This window comes from Colwellia sp. KS18-150, assembly GCF_057551365.1.
In genome coordinates this window covers 714,738-732,369 of record NZ_BAAJMC010000001.1, presented here as the reverse complement: position 1 = coordinate 732,369, position 17,632 = coordinate 714,738, and the positions used below count along the sequence as shown (strand labels likewise).

Annotated in this window: 15 protein-coding genes and 1 riboswitch; of the genes, 4 read left to right on the top strand and 11 right to left on the bottom strand. The window is 37.0% G+C overall.

What is annotated here, in order from left to right:
* Positions 1–270: 270 nt before the first annotated feature.
* Positions 271–1,698 carry an aminotransferase-like domain-containing protein gene (locus AC27IF_RS03390; RefSeq protein WP_487052187.1) on the bottom strand — a complete coding sequence of 476 codons (1,428 nt, stop codon included), beginning with the start codon at positions 1,696–1,698 and terminating at the stop codon, positions 271–273.
* 110 nt (positions 1,699–1,808) lie between these two features.
* Here AC27IF_RS03390 and ccoG point away from each other — a divergent pair, with 110 nt between their 5' ends.
* From ccoG to AC27IF_RS03375, 3 genes are all read left to right on the top strand, one after another.
* The gene (ccoG, locus tag AC27IF_RS03385) at positions 1,809–3,197 is read left to right on the top strand and encodes a cytochrome c oxidase accessory protein CcoG (RefSeq protein ID WP_487052185.1); all 1,389 of its coding nucleotides are present in this window, start codon (positions 1,809–1,811) and stop codon (positions 3,195–3,197) included.
* 332 nt (positions 3,198–3,529) lie between these two features.
* Positions 3,530–4,372: a transporter substrate-binding domain-containing protein gene (locus AC27IF_RS03380; protein ID WP_487052183.1), complete on the top strand. Its 843-nt coding sequence runs from the start codon at positions 3,530–3,532 to the stop codon at positions 4,370–4,372.
* 226 nt (positions 4,373–4,598) lie between these two features.
* Entirely contained in the window at positions 4,599–5,864 is a 1,266-nt protein-coding gene (locus tag AC27IF_RS03375; RefSeq protein ID WP_487052181.1) for a phosphatidylserine decarboxylase, read from the top strand.
* Positions 5,865–5,909: 45 nt separating this feature from the next.
* Here the strand turns inward: AC27IF_RS03375 and AC27IF_RS03370 are convergent, their stop codons facing one another.
* The 9 genes from AC27IF_RS03370 to AC27IF_RS03330 form a co-directional block, all read right to left on the bottom strand.
* Positions 5,910–6,953: a GGDEF domain-containing protein gene (locus AC27IF_RS03370; protein ID WP_487052179.1), complete on the bottom strand. Its 1,044-nt coding sequence runs from the start codon at positions 6,951–6,953 to the stop codon at positions 5,910–5,912.
* A 500-nt stretch (positions 6,954–7,453) separates the two neighbouring features.
* On the bottom strand, positions 7,454–7,906 hold the full coding sequence (locus AC27IF_RS03365; protein ID WP_487052177.1) for a hypothetical protein: 453 nt from the start codon (positions 7,904–7,906) through the stop codon (positions 7,454–7,456).
* A gap of 10 nt (positions 7,907–7,916) precedes the next feature.
* Positions 7,917–9,782: an LruC domain-containing protein gene (locus AC27IF_RS03360; protein WP_487052175.1), complete on the bottom strand. Its 1,866-nt coding sequence runs from the start codon at positions 9,780–9,782 to the stop codon at positions 7,917–7,919.
* Positions 9,783–10,008: 226 nt separating this feature from the next.
* Complete coding sequence (locus AC27IF_RS03355; RefSeq protein ID WP_487052173.1) at positions 10,009–11,520, bottom strand: cobyric acid synthase; 1,512 nt, start codon at positions 11,518–11,520, stop codon at positions 10,009–10,011.
* Between the two features lie 3 nt (positions 11,521–11,523).
* Positions 11,524–12,135 carry a bifunctional adenosylcobinamide kinase/adenosylcobinamide-phosphate guanylyltransferase gene (gene cobU, locus AC27IF_RS03350; protein WP_487052171.1) on the bottom strand — a complete coding sequence of 204 codons (612 nt, stop codon included), beginning with the start codon at positions 12,133–12,135 and terminating at the stop codon, positions 11,524–11,526.
* Positions 12,128–12,955, bottom strand: coding sequence for an adenosylcobinamide-GDP ribazoletransferase (locus AC27IF_RS03345; protein WP_487052169.1), 828 nt, complete (start codon positions 12,953–12,955; stop codon positions 12,128–12,130). Before AC27IF_RS03345 ends, cobU begins: the two co-directional genes overlap by 8 nt.
* Positions 12,945–14,012 carry a nicotinate-nucleotide--dimethylbenzimidazole phosphoribosyltransferase gene (cobT, locus tag AC27IF_RS03340; RefSeq protein ID WP_487052167.1) on the bottom strand — a complete coding sequence of 356 codons (1,068 nt, stop codon included), beginning with the start codon at positions 14,010–14,012 and terminating at the stop codon, positions 12,945–12,947. Before cobT ends, AC27IF_RS03345 begins: the two co-directional genes overlap by 11 nt.
* 160 nt (positions 14,013–14,172) lie before the next feature.
* A riboswitch (cobalamin riboswitch) is annotated at positions 14,173–14,365 on the bottom strand.
* A gap of 121 nt (positions 14,366–14,486) precedes the next feature.
* Positions 14,487–15,128, bottom strand: coding sequence for a histidine phosphatase family protein (locus AC27IF_RS03335; RefSeq protein WP_487052166.1), 642 nt, complete (start codon positions 15,126–15,128; stop codon positions 14,487–14,489).
* A gap of 139 nt (positions 15,129–15,267) precedes the next feature.
* Positions 15,268–15,552 (bottom strand): DUF1330 domain-containing protein, encoded by a 285-nt coding sequence (locus AC27IF_RS03330; protein ID WP_487052164.1) that lies wholly within the window; start codon positions 15,550–15,552, stop codon positions 15,268–15,270.
* 88 nt (positions 15,553–15,640) lie between these two features.
* Between AC27IF_RS03330 and AC27IF_RS03325 the strand changes: the two genes are divergently transcribed.
* Positions 15,641–16,549 carry a LysR family transcriptional regulator gene (locus AC27IF_RS03325; protein ID WP_487052162.1) on the top strand — a complete coding sequence of 303 codons (909 nt, stop codon included), beginning with the start codon at positions 15,641–15,643 and terminating at the stop codon, positions 16,547–16,549.
* Positions 16,550–16,646: 97 nt separating this feature from the next.
* On the opposite strand, the gene AC27IF_RS03320 is transcribed toward AC27IF_RS03325, so the two are convergent.
* Complete coding sequence (locus AC27IF_RS03320; RefSeq protein ID WP_487052160.1) at positions 16,647–17,594, bottom strand: class I SAM-dependent methyltransferase; 948 nt, start codon at positions 17,592–17,594, stop codon at positions 16,647–16,649.
* Positions 17,595–17,632 lie beyond the last annotated feature (38 nt).

Genomic DNA, 17,632 nt, shown 5'->3' with positions numbered 1-17,632 from the left:
TCAAAATAACAACAGCAATGTTATTCCCGCCCTTATTAGGAAAGTTTCATGTTTTTATGCCCTTATTTTTAAGGGCATTTTTTTTGCTTTTTTTCTAAGTTTTCTATGTCAAAATAACAATAGCAATGTTATTCCCGCCCTTATTAGGAAAGTTTCATGTTTTTATGCCCTTATTTTTAAGGGCATTTTTTTGCTTTTTTTCTAAGTTTTCTAAGTTTTCTAAGTCAAAATAACAACAGCAATGTTATTCCCGCTCTTATTAGGGAAGTTTTATGTTTTTATTTTATTCAAACTAGCTAAACAGAGCTGACCAAGTTTAAAAAGTGCTTGCAGTCTGTGTCCTGTGGTTGGATGGGCAAAGCTTAACCTTAGGTAATTTGGGTAATTGTTACCTGTCGAAAAAAGCCGACCTGGTGTTAATATAATACTTTTTTCGATGGCCTCATGATAAATGGCTAAAGAATCAATTTCCTTAGGTAATTCTAGCCATATAGCTAAACCGCCATCAGGTATTGTAAACTTTATTGGCACGCGCCAATGCTCATTTAAGGCATTAATTAATTGGTCTCGTTGCTTTAGTAACACTTTACGATAGTAGTGAAGATGGCGTTCAAAATGCCCTTCTGCTAAAAAGCTCGATAACCCTTGTTGTATCGCTTGGCTAGTGGATAGTTGGTGAACTAGTTTCATATGCACTATATTTTTTAATTGCTGGTTAGCAACAATCCAACCAATACGTAAATCTCTTGATAATGATTTCGAAAAAGAGCTACATAGAATAACATCACCTGCTTGATCAAAACTTTTCAAAGGCTCAACGCTAGAGTGGAACCCCAAATCGCCATAGATATCATCTTCAATTAATGTAATATTTTTCTGAGCTGCCAAAGCGACTATTTTACGCTTTTCTTCACTAGGGATTAGAGCACCTGTTGGTGTTGCAAAATTAGCCGTTAATACGCACGCTTTGATATTCCATTTGTTGGTTGCTTTACGCAACGCATCAGCTGTTAAACCTGTTGTGTATGAGCTTGATAACTCAATAACTTTAAGCTTTAGTTGCTGTAATAGCTGTAAAACACCGTAAAAAGCAGGACTTTCAATCGCAACGATATCACCCGGCTGACAACTAACCATTAATGCTAAAAACAAGCTATTTTGGCAACCTGACGTGATGCATATATCTTGTGGTGACACAGAAAAATTACGTTTTCGGTAATGCTCGCTAATTTGATGCCTTAACCCTTCGTAGCCCGGTGGCTCAGAGTAATACATAGCGTGACTTTGGGGGCTCTGTCTCAAGGCACGACTAATATGTCGATTAAGCAATAAAAGGTGATTTGACGTTTGTGCTGCACTTAGGTTACTTGGCGAGATATCAAAAGCGGCACAGCGCTGCATTATTTCGTAAAATACTTCAGGAACGTCCACCAATTTAGGTTTACTAATAGGGGTTAATTTTCGCTGGATCTGTGGTGGAGATTTAATTAAAGCAACATAATATCCCGACTTAGGCTTCACAAAAACCAGCCCTCTCGCCTCCAAAGTATGCAAGGCTTTCTGTACTGATATTTTTGATAGGCCATATTCGTCTGCAAGATCACGAATTGATGGCAATTTTTCATCTGAACGCCATTTTCCATCAACAATTTGTGACTTTAAAATATTGGCTAGCTGCTCATATTTAAACTGTTTCATAAAATCAAAACATTAAGAAATCTGTACCTATAATAGTTTATTTTTTTGTCCATATAAATAACAGATTGAATGATTATACTGGCGCCGTTACCCCTTAGTGGAGAGAGCCATTGAATTCATCATATTTATCAAAAGAAAACCTAATTACTAAACAACCAGCATTAACCTCCTCAGAGCTCAATAAGAAAATATATTTAAGAGAGCAAAAGGGAAAGTTTCAACATATTAGACGTAGTTTAAGTATTGTATTAGTTATCATTTTTGCTCTGCTGCCCTTTATTAAACATCAAGGTACACAAGCCGTTTACTTTGATTTACAACAGCAAGAATTTCATATTTTTTCATTAACTCTATTCCCGCAAGATTTACTTATTGTGTGTTTACTTTTTATTTTCGCCGCACTGTTACTCTTTTATGTGACTAAGTTTTATGGCCGAGTCTGGTGTGGATTCAGTTGCCCGCAAACTATTTGGATGCTGTTATTCAATTGGATCGAGCGTAGAGTTGAAGGGACACATAATCATAGTAAATCATTAGATGAACAACATTGGCACCTTAAAAAGCTGACCAAAAAACTAATTAAACATAGCCTTTGGATCGCTGTCTCACTTTTTACGGCATTAGCTTTTGTCTCTTACTTCGTTAAAGTAGACGAGCTTTACAGCGCTTTTTTTAGCATACAGTCTTCATCACTCGTTACTGCTTGGGTGTTGTTCTTTGCGCTATGTACCTATATTAATGCCGGTTGGATCAGAGAGAAGATGTGTCAGCATATGTGTCCTTATTCTCGCTTTCAGTCAGCAATGTTTGATAAATATACTAGCTTAGTCACTTATGATCAGGCTCGTGGTGAAAACAGAGGTAAAAGAAAACGATCTCAAATAAAACCAAAAACTATGGGCGATTGTGTTGATTGCAACCTTTGCGTTCAAGTCTGCCCTGTTGGTATCGACATAAGAGCAGGATTACAATACGAATGCATAAACTGTGGTTTATGCGTTGATGCCTGTGATATGACCATGGATAAGTATAAATATAAGCAAGGTTTAATTAGCTTTACTAGCGAAAAATCACCTCAACAAAGCTGGAAGCGTCATCTTAGTTACGGCAGTTTGACCTGCTTAACCCTTGTTATGATTTGGGGCTGGGCAAATACATGGCAAAGTTATGAAGTAAATATTATCCGAGATAGACAGGCGCTGTACCGTGTTAACCAAGATGGGCATATTGAAAATACTTATCGTTTTAAAATTAGAAATAAATCGAATCAAATAAAGCATTACCGAATAGAAACACATGGTCTAGACTCGGCTCAAATACTTAATCCAAACATAGTGAAAGTTATGCCAACTGAGCTAAGTACCCATTCAGTAACGGTGAGTGTCAATAATCCTTTAACGAGCGATAGAAACGATATTAGCTTTAACATAGTGAATATAGAGGATAACGAAACTCTTATTAAGACGAGCTCATTTTTTAGCAGTCAAGCAGCTTGGTAGTATCTTAGCTAAACAGCAGGTTAATCACTCTTCTTAGAAGAATTCAAAATGAGTAAACAGGGGTTAAAGCGCCGCATACGTTAATGAATTTATCGATTTGCTTATAGAAAAATACGCTATAAGCAAAAACGTATGACGTAATTACTCTATAAATTAAGGACTTATTAATTAGAACGTTTTTTAACCGTATTTAATCATTTTATCAGGTATAATACTGCGCAATATTTTTCAACGTACCTGAAGTAAGCACCTCCTTGAACTCCTTTTCTCTATTTTTAAAATTAATCATATTCCTTTTGCTTAGTGTTATCTGCACAACAAGTATCGCGTCTGTGGAAAAGGCTCAATCTCAGCAAGTAAAAAATAAAGAAACTATTGTTTGGTTAGTTGAAGATAAAATTGAAAACATCGATTTATTAACTAAAAATTCTCCTGAAACCTCAACGGCTTCTTATATTGAAAATTTAATCATACAAGGATTAACACAGTATGATATTCACGTAGAGAGAATGACCACTAGCCGCATAAATAGAACCATGAAAACTACAGATAATGTTTGTACTGCTAATAGAGCCAATACACAAGAGCGTCGAGAATATTCAATTTTCTCAGATCCGCAAGCCTTTTATTTAACTCATAAACTTTACCGTTTTAATCAACAATCACCTTTACCGAGCCAATTATTTAATAGCAAGGGTGAAATCAAAAATCTATCTCAAGTTTTTAAAATACTTCCTCAACAAACACTCGGTATTGCCAAAGATGTTTCATTTGGTAATTTTCTAGATAACCAATTACAACAAGTGAACGCAAAGAATAAATACTATCGTGGTGGTAGTCAGCGAGTAATGGCTTTAGAGGCAATGTTATACACGTCTAGAGTTGACTTTGTACTTGCCTTACCAGTGGACATCACCCCCAATGAAAGCCAAAAGCAATTGATAGAGCAATATACTATTGCTGGTGCCCCACCTTACCTTATTGCTCATATCAACTGCTCTAAAAGCCCATTGGGTCAACAGGTCATTAGCGATATTAATAAAGTACTAACCGAGTTATATCAAAGTAAAGAGTACTATTTAGCACACGAAAAGTGGTTTTCAGAGCAACAGTTAGCTGATTTAAAAGCCTTTCTGGCTGAGAAGTTTACAGAGCAGAAATACTTAAATAACTAGTATTATAAAAAGCATTCGTATAGAAAATAAAATCATTCCTTTCACGCTAAAAGGCAATACACAGCAATTCAGCTGATAATCTTTTATAGCCAAAACATAGTTTATTTTTCCTCTTTAGAATTGATTGAAATTTGGCCTACCTAAATTTGATGGATTTAATTTTCACTGCTAGCCTCATCTAGGAAAATAAATGTTGTCCCCACTTAATTAGAATATGGAGTATTCTATGAACACTGTAAAAGAAGCCCACAGTAATACCTGCTCAACCATCCTTAACAGCCCTTCTCACGACACGATCAGTTTTTTACGATCTAAAATTGAGATAGATACAAGTTTCACTGGATTATTGCTTGAATCATTAAACAAGGCGCAATCAAATGCTTATCAACATATGGACCGAGACTTATATAACTTACTAGCTTGGCCAGTAGATGTACTCGGTTATTTAGATTACCTAGCAGAATTCGTTGTACTAATTCCAAGACAAAGCAAAGAAAAAGGGTGGGAAAATCCAGATAATGGCTACCCGCAAGAGGTCTACGATCATTTATGTCACTTTTATTATTTAATTGATCAACCCGTAGGTAAAAATGATAGTACGTTAGTACAGGACATTGATTGGTTTAGCCAATGGTTAGTTGATTTTGCTAATGCCTGGGGAAGTTTTTTAGATACACCTGAGTCGTTTAATGCAGAGGTTTTACAATCATTTATTGATACGCCTGAATTTCGAGTACAAGATTCGATGATAGACGGCCATCCAAATCGCCCTGGTGGTTGGAATACATTCAATGAATTTTTTTCAAGAGAGTTAAACTTAGGGCTACGGCCTATTGCTTCGCCAAACGATAACAGCGTTATTACTATGCCAGCTGATTGCACATACCGAATGCAATATGACATTTCTCCTACTTCAACTATTCCTGAAATTGTGATTAAAAAGTCACATCAATTTGCTTCTATTCCTGAACTTCTTAAAGATAGTAAATATGCAAATTCATTTGCTAATGGAACTTTTGTTCATTACTTTCTTGGACCATACTCTTATCACCGTTTTCATACACCTGTAGCAGGTAACATGGAAGAGTGCTATGCGATACAAGGGTTAACTTATTTAGAAGTAAATTTGAAAAATGGTCAGTTTGATGCACCTGATAATTCAGGTAAGGATCCCGCTCCAGGCACGAATTCAGGTAATGGATATGAATTTACTCAAGCAAGAGGTGTAGTCACTATAGATACAACCAATTCACCATATGGCGATATGGGCATTGTAGCTGTTATACCCGTAGGTATGTGCCAAGTGTCATCTGTAAATATGAAGAGAAAACCTGGGCCTGTAGATAAAGGAGACGAATTTGGTTATTTTCTTTTCGGTGGCTCCGATATTATATTGCTGTTTCAAGAGGGGAAAGCTCCAAAAATCAATACATGTGATTCATATCGTTATTACGGCACAGATATAAATTCATGCCCTAATAGCGCTAAGTAAAAACCAATAGAATCAGGGTCAAAAATGATTACGTTGACCCTATCTTCACTCTTTTATCACCACACAATTTCGACCATTATTTTTAGCTTCATATAGCGCTTCATCCGCTACTTTATATAAATCCTCAAATGAATTTTTATCCTCTGAAATAGTGGTAATTCCGATACTGGCAGTTATATTGATGCCTTTACTGTTGGCTGTTTCAATCGCTAATGCTGCTATTGACGCTCTGATCCTCTGAGCAAGTTTTTCGGCCTCAGGTAAAGAGGTATTAGGTAATAAAGCAATGTACTCTTCCCCACCTAATCTCGCAAGGCTATCAACATTACGTAGTAATGATTTAATAGTTTTAGCGCACTCAATTATTACTGTATCGCCAACATCGTGTCCAAAATTATCATTCACTGATTTAAAGTGATCTAAATCCAGAATAAGTAAACATAAGCTCTGGTGACTTCTCTCAGATAACGACATAAATAGATTGAAAGATGCAATAAAACCTCTTCGGTTGAGTAAGGAAGTTAGTGGGTCCGTTTTTGCTTGTTGCGCAAGCAATTGAATCATCTTAGTTCTATTTTTCTCATAAAAGAAAGCTAAAAGAATACTACAAGATAAAGCCCCGGAAGCAGTGATAATGCCGTGTAGATTGAAGCCTTTTTCAGGGAAGAAAATAAACGCTACTGTTAGTGAGAATATAAATCCACTGCAAATAAATAAAGAAACTTTAAGCCCGAGCTTTTCACCTAAAATAAAGAAACAAAGAAAGGGAAATATCGAAAACCAAATTATCGCACCATCTGCAGAGTGATTGACAAAAATTCCTGTACCTATGACTAATACCACCACCAAGATACCGGCAACTATTGCCCAAGATCTAATAGGTGTTCTCTTCTCTGCATAGGCAATAAGTAATAATATTGTCCCACCTAATGCTTCAACACTCGCATCTAAATATAAGTGCAAAAGTAGTGAGTCAATAAATGCAAAAATAAATAAAAATATACCGCCTAACATTGAGCCAGTATAAATAATGCGTCGGTAATCTTGAGAGGTGGCTACTTGTTCTGAAGAGGTATTTTCTACATCCATGTTCATTGTCTGCCTAACAGTATTCTGAAAACAATTATCAATTTAAAGCACTAAATACTAACACAAAATAGCAATAAATTATTTTTATTGGTTAATAATTTAGATCGTTAATCTTATACCTTAAACTATAAAAATTAGAGCTTAGCTATTAAGAAATGATGTGAACACAATGGAGTAGTCATTGCTTACGATATTTTCGGGTGAAACAGAGCTAGCTCTACTTGTAACAAATCAAAACAAAGATAATAGCCAACATATAACATTTAAGAAATTGTTACTCAAAATATCGTCAGCGGGGAATAACAAGACAACTTGAAAATATTGACGCCACCTGTAGCTTTTATAGTCCACTAAAGACATGAACATTACGGCCAATGATTATATGAAGAACTATCTTCAACCTCACCAAGCAATAATACCAAAAATTTCAATGGCTATTATCCCTAAAAACTCGTTAAACACTTAATATACATCCAAAACATTATTAATAATCACCTTAATTACCAGCCATCAATACCAAAAAAACTTACAGTGTTAATACCTGCTATTGCGACCTCTTCAGATTTTACATGTTCACGGAAATGCCAACGCATTTTTACAACCTGTTCTACAACTAATAACTGCACACTGACGCTGACAGATTGATTAGGTTTTATATAATAACGTGCAATCACATTATCTTTATTATCAAGAACAAATAAAGTAATGCTTAACTCACTGTAGTTACTTGCAATATAACTAACAAGTTGTGTAACATTAAAACTAGCATCAGGTTCAGCAAGTACCTCTTCTGTATTCATTTCAATCACTTCCTCCTCTGTCGAGTTTTCAATTGTTGGACTAGTCTCTTCTTCAATGCCTTGCGTATTTGTTTGATTATCTGCGTCTCCACCACACGCTGTTAAAACAACAAAGCCGATTGATAATAAAGTTATACGTTTTAAATTAATCATGATGATACTCCTACTCATTATATAATCGATTAGTGTTAACGCTGTTTTCATACCAGTCAGAATTAGTATTGTTATCTTCTGCCCAGTAATAAAAGTTAGGGTACGCTTTACTGATATCGACGCGCTCTTTGGGGTGCTTCCAATCAGCAGGTAAATCAAGCACCCAAGGTAAGTTCCCCGTTAACTGACCTTTGCGCTGAATTTGAGAAGAAATAAAAGGATTACCTGTAGCATAGTTTTGTGAGTCAACAGTTACCGCTCCACTATAGTCACTGGCACTAAAATCTTTTTCAAAAACATTGGTACCATCAGTAAACTCTTTTAAGTGAATTTCTAAGTATTTCCCAGGACCTGGGCCATTTGCAGCATCACGTGCAGAGAAGTAACTTTTCCAACTGCCGAACCAGTCATCATCTTCATTTTTACGACCGTAACGATATAAATCATTCTTATGAGTACCAAACATGTAGTGATCGAAAGGCATATCACCGATAGATTCGCTAGTTAGTTCTCCTGACTTTACATGAATGGTTAACTTTAATGTTGCCGCCGAAGTACCTGTAGGACAACCTGTCGAAGCGTTTGTAGTTTGATACATACAGCGGTAGGTTTCATAAACTTTAGCACTGTTATCAAAAGTACTAAGCTCTTCAAATAAATCTTCTGACAAAGTGAACGAAACATAGGTATCACTATATTCACTGTCTTTAATTAATGGGTAGGGATAAGTAATCGTTTCGCCACTACCCATAACTGTTGAGACTTGTGAAACTAAGGTAATGGTATTAGTAAAGCCTGCCATGGTTTTTTCTAAAACAACGCTATCAACCATGTCTTCAGTTAGGCCTGGTATCCTTACCGCAATACCGTTATGAAAAGTCGCACCAATAGCATTAATTACATATTCTAGCTCTAGCGTTTGTACTGACTCATTGTTGTTATCGCCATCAAGAGTTTTGGTAATGTCATAAGCTAAAACAGCATCATTAAAATCATAATCATCTGTTAAAGGCCAATTATCTTCAAATGCTAACACCCCTAATTTTGATGTTAATTGTGCACTTACCGACGGTAATTCTTCAGCTTGTTCATAACCGTCAATAGCAGATACAGGGGTAACTTCTACATTAAAAATTAAATCATTGTAATCTTTGTCACCACCTGTGGTTAAAATATCTTCAAAACCATAAGCAAAGAAACCACTGCCACCTTCACTCTCACTACGCACATCACTAAATATGACATGATAACGCTGCCCAAGGCCGACACTTGGGTTCAGACTCGTTAACGTATAGAAAGGCTGTCCATAAAGGTGACTACTTTTTTGGTTACCATACGACCAATCCCAACCATTGGAATTAATAAAAAAACCAATAGATTCGCCAGCAGATAACTCAATATTTAAGTCAAGTTGATCACCCGAATTTAACGAGCCACCAGAGCCTGTTTTAGAGCTATTAGCCATAATAATTACATGTTCAACTTCAGCTATAGTGGTTGGAGGGTTATCGGTTTGATAAATAAAATATCCTAAAGAGTTTCTATAACCTGCCCCTTCATTTAAAAAAGCCACTTTCACTGTCGCTATTTCCCCTTCACTAAGGTCTGATTTAATACTGATATTATCAAAAGAGGTGGTTAATAATGCGTTACTAACTTGAACACCTTCAGGCACCATGGCATAAAAATCGTCAAGTAATTCAGCATCAAGTCGCGCTGAAATATTAACTAGGTTTATCGGTGAGCCGTCTGAATTAAATGCCTCAGTAGCACTACTCACCACAGGTGTTGAATCACCAATCCATTGCCATTCAATGGCATTAGCATTAGGTGCACACAAAATAAGAAGTAAAGTAAAAAAATAGGATAACTTCATAACAACCTCACAGATAAATTTTATTTAAAAATACCGCCGTATTTAAATAAAAGGCATTTAACATGCCAAGCACTTACCTAGTTGTTATTAAAGCCTTTATTAAATTGACCTTTGAAAATGTCGCATTTTAAAACTGTATTTTTTGCAATTTGCAATGAGGAACTAACCATGAAGTTAGTAGTTAGTAGTTAGTTAATGATGAGCACAGCCGCAGAAATTTAATTCTCTAACGCACAGTATTACTTTTAGTAGTAACTCCTTGCTCAATAATATATTGAATTTTATCCATATCTAGATGTTGTTCACAAGTATTTGCAAGTTGTTCTAACTGACTTTCCCTGTGCTGATTAATATCAACTACGGCTTGCCCTATATCCTCAATACCTAACCAATTAAGCACAGCTTTAGTTGGCTCTGGGCAATCAAAAAAACCATGTAAATAAGTGGCAATTATTTGCTTATCATCAGAGATACAACCATCAGCTCTATTTTTCTCTATCGTCTGCCCATCACTTTGTATATGCAGTAACGGTTGCGATAGTGCCGGCCCCTTTGAAATACCACAGTGAATTTCATACCCTTTTACCTGGCACGTTTCACCTTTTAAAATCATAGCTGCATTGACTTGAGTTAACGTTTTTTCACTTGTTAAGGTGGTTGAAAAGTCCATTAAATTTAGGCCCGAGACTTGCTCAACTTCTGACTCAATATGTAGGGGATCAAAAATTTGCTTACCTAACATTTGAAAACCGCCACAAATGCCCATTAATTTACCGCCATAACGCAAATGTTGCTCAATTTCTTGCTGCCAACCTTGTTGCTTTAAAAACGTTAAATCTGAGGTGACATTCTTACTGCCCGGTATAATAATTAAATCCGCCCCCTGCAATGATTGACCAATTTTGATGTATTGCAAGTCTATATTAGGCTGTAAACGCAAAGGATCAAAATCAGTATGATTACTCATATGTGGCAGCAAAGGCACAAATATTTTCACTTTAACTTGGGTTACTTTATTATCCAGCGCAACGGCATCTTCAGCGTCTAAAGCAAGATCATGTAGGTAAGGCATTACACCTAATACTGGTTTTCCAGTACGCTGTTCAAGCCAGGTTAAGCCTGATTCAAGTAACTTTATATCTCCGCGAAAACGGTTAATGATAAAACCTTTAACTCGCGCTTGCTCTGATTCAGATAATAACGCTAAGGTACCCACAAGATGTGCAAAAACACCGCCTCGGTCGATATCAGCTACTAAAAGAACCGGACAATTTACTTTTTCGGCGTATCCCATATTGGCAATATCATTGGCTCGTAAATTGATTTCTGCCGGACTACCAGCCCCTTCAACTAAGAGTAACTCATGATCATTGGCCAAGCGCTGGTGTGACTCAACAACCGCCTGCATAGCAACCTTTTTATAATCGTGATACTTACCTGCTTCCATATTTGATAACGCTTTACCGTGGACAATAACTTGGGCACCAGTATTACTATTAGGCTTTAATAGTATTGGGTTAAAATCGAAACGCGCTTCAACCTTAGCCGCAATCGCTTGCAGTGCTTGTGCTCGACCAATTTCGCCACCATCTTTAGTAACTGCGCTATTTAGGGCCATATTTTGCGATTTAAAAGGCGCGACATTAACACCGGCATTAGCAAAAACACGGCATAAGCCGGCAACTAAAGTGCTCTTCCCGGCATCTGAGGTTGTGCCTTGTATCATTAATGTTTTCATCAGTTAACCTTGCTGAGCGTTTTCGTTCGATTTCAAAGTAATAGGTAAGCCAGCCATAACAAATTCAACGTTATCGGCAATACCAGCAAGCGCTTGGTGTAACCACCCTGCTTGATCTACAAATTGACGTGATAACTCTCCCATTGGGACAATGCCATGACCTACTTCATTACTCACTAAAATAATATCTACATTATCTTGCAGTTGGATACTTTCAAGTAAAGATAACAGTTGCTGTTTTTCGTGCTGCCAATAATCAAGGTTAGCTTCATCAGTGTTAGCATTAATCAAGTTAGGTTTACACAAACAATTAGTTAGCCATAACGTCAAACAATCCACCAACAGGCAAATGCCTTGCGCACACTCGCCTTGTTCAACACGGTTATTTGCAATAGCTGATTCCATAGCTTTGGCTAAAAACAACGGTGATTCTATCAACTGCCAATGTTTAGGGCGATCAGCTTGATGTTGGCTAATTCTCTGTTGCATTTCATCGTCATGCGCTTGTGCTGTAGCAACATAAGTTACCGGAAAGTTTGATAACTTAGCATAACGCTCTGCCAGCGAAGATTTTCCTGAGCGAGCTCCACCAATAATTAAGTGTATTTTACCCATAAGTCACCGAAAACATTGATAATAAAGAGATATAAACAACCACTTCTGAGAGTTGCTGTGCAGCGCCTAAACAGTCACCGGTATAGCCCCCTAATTGCTGGGTAAACCAACGTTTTAAGCACCACCTAGTGATGAACAAAATAGCGACTAATTTCCACATCATATTCAATGATAAAGTTAATGAAATAAGCACAGCACCTGTGGCAAGTAGTATTAAATAACTGGCGCTTGATAACTCTTGTGCAATCGGCTTAACTTTCGAGGTTGCATCTTCACTAACATAGGGCATATCAGCAATTAGACTAGTAGCCAATAAACGACTTAGGCAGTGTCCCAAGATCAAAATAGTAAACATACTTAGGGTTTCGTTAGGCATAGTTACCGTTAAACTTGAATGAGTAACTAAGGCAACTAAAACTTGATATTTAATCATCAAAATGAAAAATAATGCCGCGGCTCCATAAGTGCCCAGTCGGCTATCCTTCATAATATTGAGTTTATTTTCGACCGTCCAACCGCCACCAAAACCATCCCAAACATCGGCCCAACCATCTTCATGAAACGCCCCCGTTAGCAAAACACTAGTAAACATCGCGATTAAAACAGCCAGCTCAGCAGGCATCATCATGGTGGCTAGGTAAAATGTAAACGCAGAGCTTGCCCCAATAAAAATGCCAACCAATGGAAAGTATCGACAGGCTTCACCAAGCATTTTTTCTGTTATTTCAACACTATGTTTCACCGGAATGCGGGTAAAGAAACTAATAGCCAACAACAATAACTGCCATTGTTTACACAAGATAGCTAGCTTAGGTAACATCGGTGACCTCAGCATCTGCAAAGCTGGCCATGTTATTAAAAAAAGCAACCGCAGCTTGCATAATTGGCAAGGCTAGCGCAGCTCCTGTGCCTTCACCTAATCGTAAGCCTAAATTTAATAACGGCTTTACTTCTAACCACTGCAACATTTTTTGATGACCTTGCTCTCCGGAGCAGTGAGCAAATACCATGTAATCTTTAGCATTACAATTAAGCTCAATAGCCAACATAGCCGCCGCAGTACAAATAAAGCCATCAACAATAATCACCATATTTTTTTCAGCCGCCGCAAGCATAGCGGCAGTAATTTGAACGAGTTCAAAGCCACCTAAACAGCGCAGAATCTCAACCGAATCAACCAAATCATTCTTATGCAAAGCCAGCGCTTGCTCAACAAGCTGTTGCTTTTTATTAACTACATCATCAGAAACTCCAGTGCCACGACCAACAGCCTCACTAGCAGGTATTTTCATTAGTGCAGCCATAATGGCTGAAGCGACAGTTGTATTACCAATACCCATTTCACCGAAGGCGATAATATTACAGCCAGTACGTTTAACCTTGTTAATATGATCTTTAGCGAACACAAAACCTTGCTCAACCTGCGCAGCGGTCATTGCTGCTTGTTGATTAATCGGCTGAGTAATATTGCCTAAACGTTGATTAATTACTGCGACTGATGTTTCGAGAGGGTGTAAAATACCGGTATCGACTACATTAAGCTGCCAACCAAATTGCTGACAAAAAACGTTAATAGCCGCGCCGCCACGAGCAAAGTTTTCGACCATTTGACTGGTGACATCACTTGGGGCAATAGAGACACCTTCATTAGCAATACCATGGTCTCCGGCAAAAACGCTTAGATGAGGAGAGTTAAGGTGTAACTTATAATGTTTATTATAAAGACCATCAAAAACATTATCTGATAGCTGTATTTGAGCAATTTTTTTAGCGAGTAACTCCAGATCCCCCAAGGCCCCAAGAGGTTTAGTTTTACTATCAATTTTGGCTTGGATTATTGCAGAAAATTTCTGACAAACGGGGTTAATATCAAACATTACATCACCTAAAAAAGACCAAATAAATTTGGCGGTACTTATGATAAACGTCGATAATATTTTTAGGAACTGGAGCGCAAATCGCTATTCATCCATGCACTATGCAAGGATAGAAAAGAAACAATATAGCTAATGCTCGAGTAACCCGCTCGACGTAGTAATCAATGTACATAATTCACCTGGTATCCTGACTTACAGCGTCTAGATATGTCCCTTCCCAAGATAACTTAGTGGTTAACATATCGCTCTGTTTACAGTTGCGGGTACAGTTGTGGATTTACACCACATTCCCAGCCTCACTTTATTGATTGTTTATGACTTATTGCATAAAGAATAACAAGTGAAATTGACTATGACATTATTTAATTAGTGGCGCGATTATCGACTGATAGGGCAAAATAGCAAGGTTTATTTTTAACTCTGTTATTGCGAAAAAACATATTAAGCACTTGAAAACTAACAATGACTATCAAGCTAAAGCTTTAATTTCGGCCAAGCATTCCCTTCATCATCAATCACTATTTGAATATGAATTAATGCCCCGTATGGCACATCAATATTAGTCATATGAATTGTCCCAGGAATGGGTAGCGCCAACACTTTTGCCAAAATATAGCGAATAACTCCACCATGACTGATCACTAAAGTATTTTGTGGGTTACTTTCTTCAGCTTTTTGTTGTTTATATTGCGCTAATAAACGTTGCCAAAAATCATCAACACGCTGAATAAAATCATCAATGGCTTCACCATTAGGAGGCTGGTATTGCCATGGATTTTGCCAAAATTTACCGAGTGTTGGCTCGGTGTCATTCAAACTCGATTTTGTTTGCCATAACGCTTGATAACTCATACCATCCCAATCACCAAAGTCCATTTCCTGTAGCTGTGTCGAGACTTTGAGTGATAAGTTGGTTTGGTGACAATATTCTTGTGCAAACGCTCGACAACGGATTAGCGGTGAACTGTAACATTGTGAGATGTTAGGCAAGGTTTTAGTGGCGTCAATCAGCTGTTGTTTACCTTTTTCAGATAATGCAATATCGGTGCGCCCACAAAGAATCCCTGCTTGCATAAGCTCACCATGGCGCAGTAAATACACATTAAACTCTGACAAAATACCATTCCTAAAATCACTAAAATCACCTGAACAGTGTATCAAAAATCCTTTTAGCGGAAACTTATATCGTCAAAGAAATTCAAGCTAAATATGCGTTGGCGAGTGATATAGATATGATAAACCAACGCATTTGAGGTTAAATCGCTTCAACTAAGTGAAACTGGCTAGCCATCGCTTCATTGCGCATGGCAGTTAGTGATTGATACTCGTCACTTTTATACCAGTTTTCAGCGCTTGTTTGGTCTGGAAATTTTATTACCGCTTTATTACTGAATTGACTCTGACCATGCAAGGCATTAACTTTACCTTTTACCAGAAATTCACCACCATATTTAGCTACAGTAGGCGCAGCAAGTTGACCGTATTGTTTAAGTTTTTCTGTGTCTAAAATATTTGACTCAACTATGATGTAACTACTCATTTTATTCTCCATTTTTGAAAGTTGACAAATCATAAGCCTATCTATATTTTTAAACAACAAACCATAAATAGAAACACTGTTTAAAAATATGAACACAATAAAATTAGCACCTTTACTGCTTACTTTTGCTGAAGTTGCTAAAGAAAGATCCTTCACAGGGGCAGCTAAAAAACTTGCTATGAGTAAATCAGCCATTAGCCAGCAAGTGAAACGTCTTGAAAATGAATTAGGTACGCAGCTATTAGCTCGAAATACTCGAGGTGTAGTACTAACCCAAACAGGCGAATCTTTACTAGCGCGCTCAGAGCTTTTAAGTGAACAATTAGCCAATGCAATACAGGATATTAATCAACACAAAAATCAACCAAGTGGCCGCTTTAAAATTTCTATACCACCCTTTTTTGAACGACAAATTATTGTGCCGGTACTTAAACAATTATGCTTAGAGTTTCCTTTAATCCAGCCCGAAATAGTCATTACCGGTCAATGGCAAGATTTAATAGAAAATCAATTGGATGTGGCGATATTTGGTGGTGATTTAAAAGACTCTGATTACAAAGCTCAATCAATTGGTAAAGTCCGTGATATTTTTTGTGCCTCTCCTCATTATCTTGAACAAACAGGAGCGCCTATAGAGATTAAAGAGATTGCACAGCATAAATACATTGCCACCCCGTGGCAGTCTAAAAATATTAGTTATGTGGATAAAAACCTGAATATAAGTAACAAGTTAAAAGTTACTCATTATGCTCACACCAATAGCCTTAATACTTTGGTGGATATGACATTGGCTGGCTTAGGCGTTAGTTTAATTCCTGAGTTTATTGCCTTACCTGAAATAAGTCGTGGCAATTTACGCCAAGTACTACCTAATTTCACAGGGCGAGAGTGGCACTTTTACTTTTTACATCGATACAAAAATAATAAGCCTGCTCATGTAATACGTTTTTATCAACTAGTGCTTCATTATTTTATTGGTGTACATAATAATCAGTAAAGACAAAACCTCCTGATAAGATACTTATTAATCAGTATCTTACTGTACTAAACAAGCCTATTGCCGCCTAATTGAGATAACCATTAATGGACTTACTTTAATTCATAGTCGACTTCACACCAGATATTGACCATGCAATGATAGGTTCATATAAAGAATCCTTTATTAGCACAGGCTCTAGGTTAACCGTTGAGCAAAGAGGCTTAAACTGTTGGCACAAGGATTCCGCTTGCTCTTTTGATAAGGCGACAGTTGTTAATTGCCTAAGCCTTTCATGCTCAGCATTTATCCGGTTAGCTAAACTTTTAGTTGAATCTATAAAAGAAGATTTAGCGTAGCCTTTTTCAATCTGGTTCAATACTTGTTCAGCAAATTGAAAGATCCTACCGCTAATACGTTCAGATAAATCCCCTTTATGTTTAGTAAGAAAACTCTTATAAAAAGTCTCTAGTTCAGTAGCAAGCATTTGATTTTTAACCAGTGCTAATAATTTTGAAACAAGCCCCTGCTCTGCTAGTACTAAAGTTAATTCATTGAGTGTCTTTTTGGCAGGCTGAACAACATCACTGTTAGCATTATGTACAATTAACTGAAAGAAATGATCAGGCTTTAATACCCGCAAAAACTCTGAGGCAGCATTATCTTTATTCGCATACTCAAAACCAAACTGACTAGTTACGCCATCAAAATGATTATCATCAAAAGGTAAACGACAAATATCGGTGTTACCGATAAAGTGTACTTTACGCAAATGTTTTTCAGAAGGTAGATAATCAACTGGCGATATATTGGCTTGATCTACACCTGTGATATTTAGTTGACTATTTATAGTTAATAGCTTTAAAGGTACAGCCCCATTACCCGTTGCCAAATCTAGAATTTTAGCGTCCGTAGGGAGAGGCTTTAGAAAGTCACGCCAAACGCATGAAAATACGTTTGAATCAGATTCTTTATTATTAGCGATAAAACTTTCTAAATTATTTGCTTGCCAATATACCGTCCAAGCTGTTGGAGATGTTCCAATATTCAAAGTATTACTATTCATATTATTATTAAAATTACTTTGCTTAATTTGTAATTAAT

Excerpts from the sequence above, each read along its gene's own strand:
- AC27IF_RS03390 (WP_487052187.1), bottom strand. The coding sequence starts at position 1,698 with ATGAAACAGTTTAAATATGAGCAGCTAGCCAATATTTTAAAGTCACAA.
- AC27IF_RS03375 (WP_487052181.1), top strand. The coding sequence starts at position 4,599 with ATGAACACTGTAAAAGAAGCCCACAGTAATACCTGCTCAACCATCCTT.
- AC27IF_RS03370 (WP_487052179.1), bottom strand. The coding sequence starts at position 6,953 with ATGGATGTAGAAAATACCTCTTCAGAACAAGTAGCCACCTCTCAAGAT.
- AC27IF_RS03365 (WP_487052177.1), bottom strand. The coding sequence starts at position 7,906 with ATGATTAATTTAAAACGTATAACTTTATTATCAATCGGCTTTGTTGTT.
- AC27IF_RS03360 (WP_487052175.1), bottom strand. The coding sequence starts at position 9,782 with ATGAAGTTATCCTATTTTTTTACTTTACTTCTTATTTTGTGTGCACCT.
- AC27IF_RS03355 (WP_487052173.1), bottom strand. The coding sequence starts at position 11,520 with ATGAAAACATTAATGATACAAGGCACAACCTCAGATGCCGGGAAGAGC.
- cobU (WP_487052171.1), bottom strand. The coding sequence starts at position 12,135 with ATGGGTAAAATACACTTAATTATTGGTGGAGCTCGCTCAGGAAAATCT.
- AC27IF_RS03345 (WP_487052169.1), bottom strand. The coding sequence starts at position 12,955 with ATGTTACCTAAGCTAGCTATCTTGTGTAAACAATGGCAGTTATTGTTG.
- cobT (WP_487052167.1), bottom strand. The coding sequence starts at position 14,012 with ATGTTTGATATTAACCCCGTTTGTCAGAAATTTTCTGCAATAATCCAA.
- AC27IF_RS03330 (WP_487052164.1), bottom strand. The coding sequence starts at position 15,552 with ATGAGTAGTTACATCATAGTTGAGTCAAATATTTTAGACACAGAAAAA.
- AC27IF_RS03325 (WP_487052162.1), top strand. The coding sequence starts at position 15,641 with ATGAACACAATAAAATTAGCACCTTTACTGCTTACTTTTGCTGAAGTT.
- AC27IF_RS03320 (WP_487052160.1), bottom strand. The coding sequence starts at position 17,594 with ATGAATAGTAATACTTTGAATATTGGAACATCTCCAACAGCTTGGACG.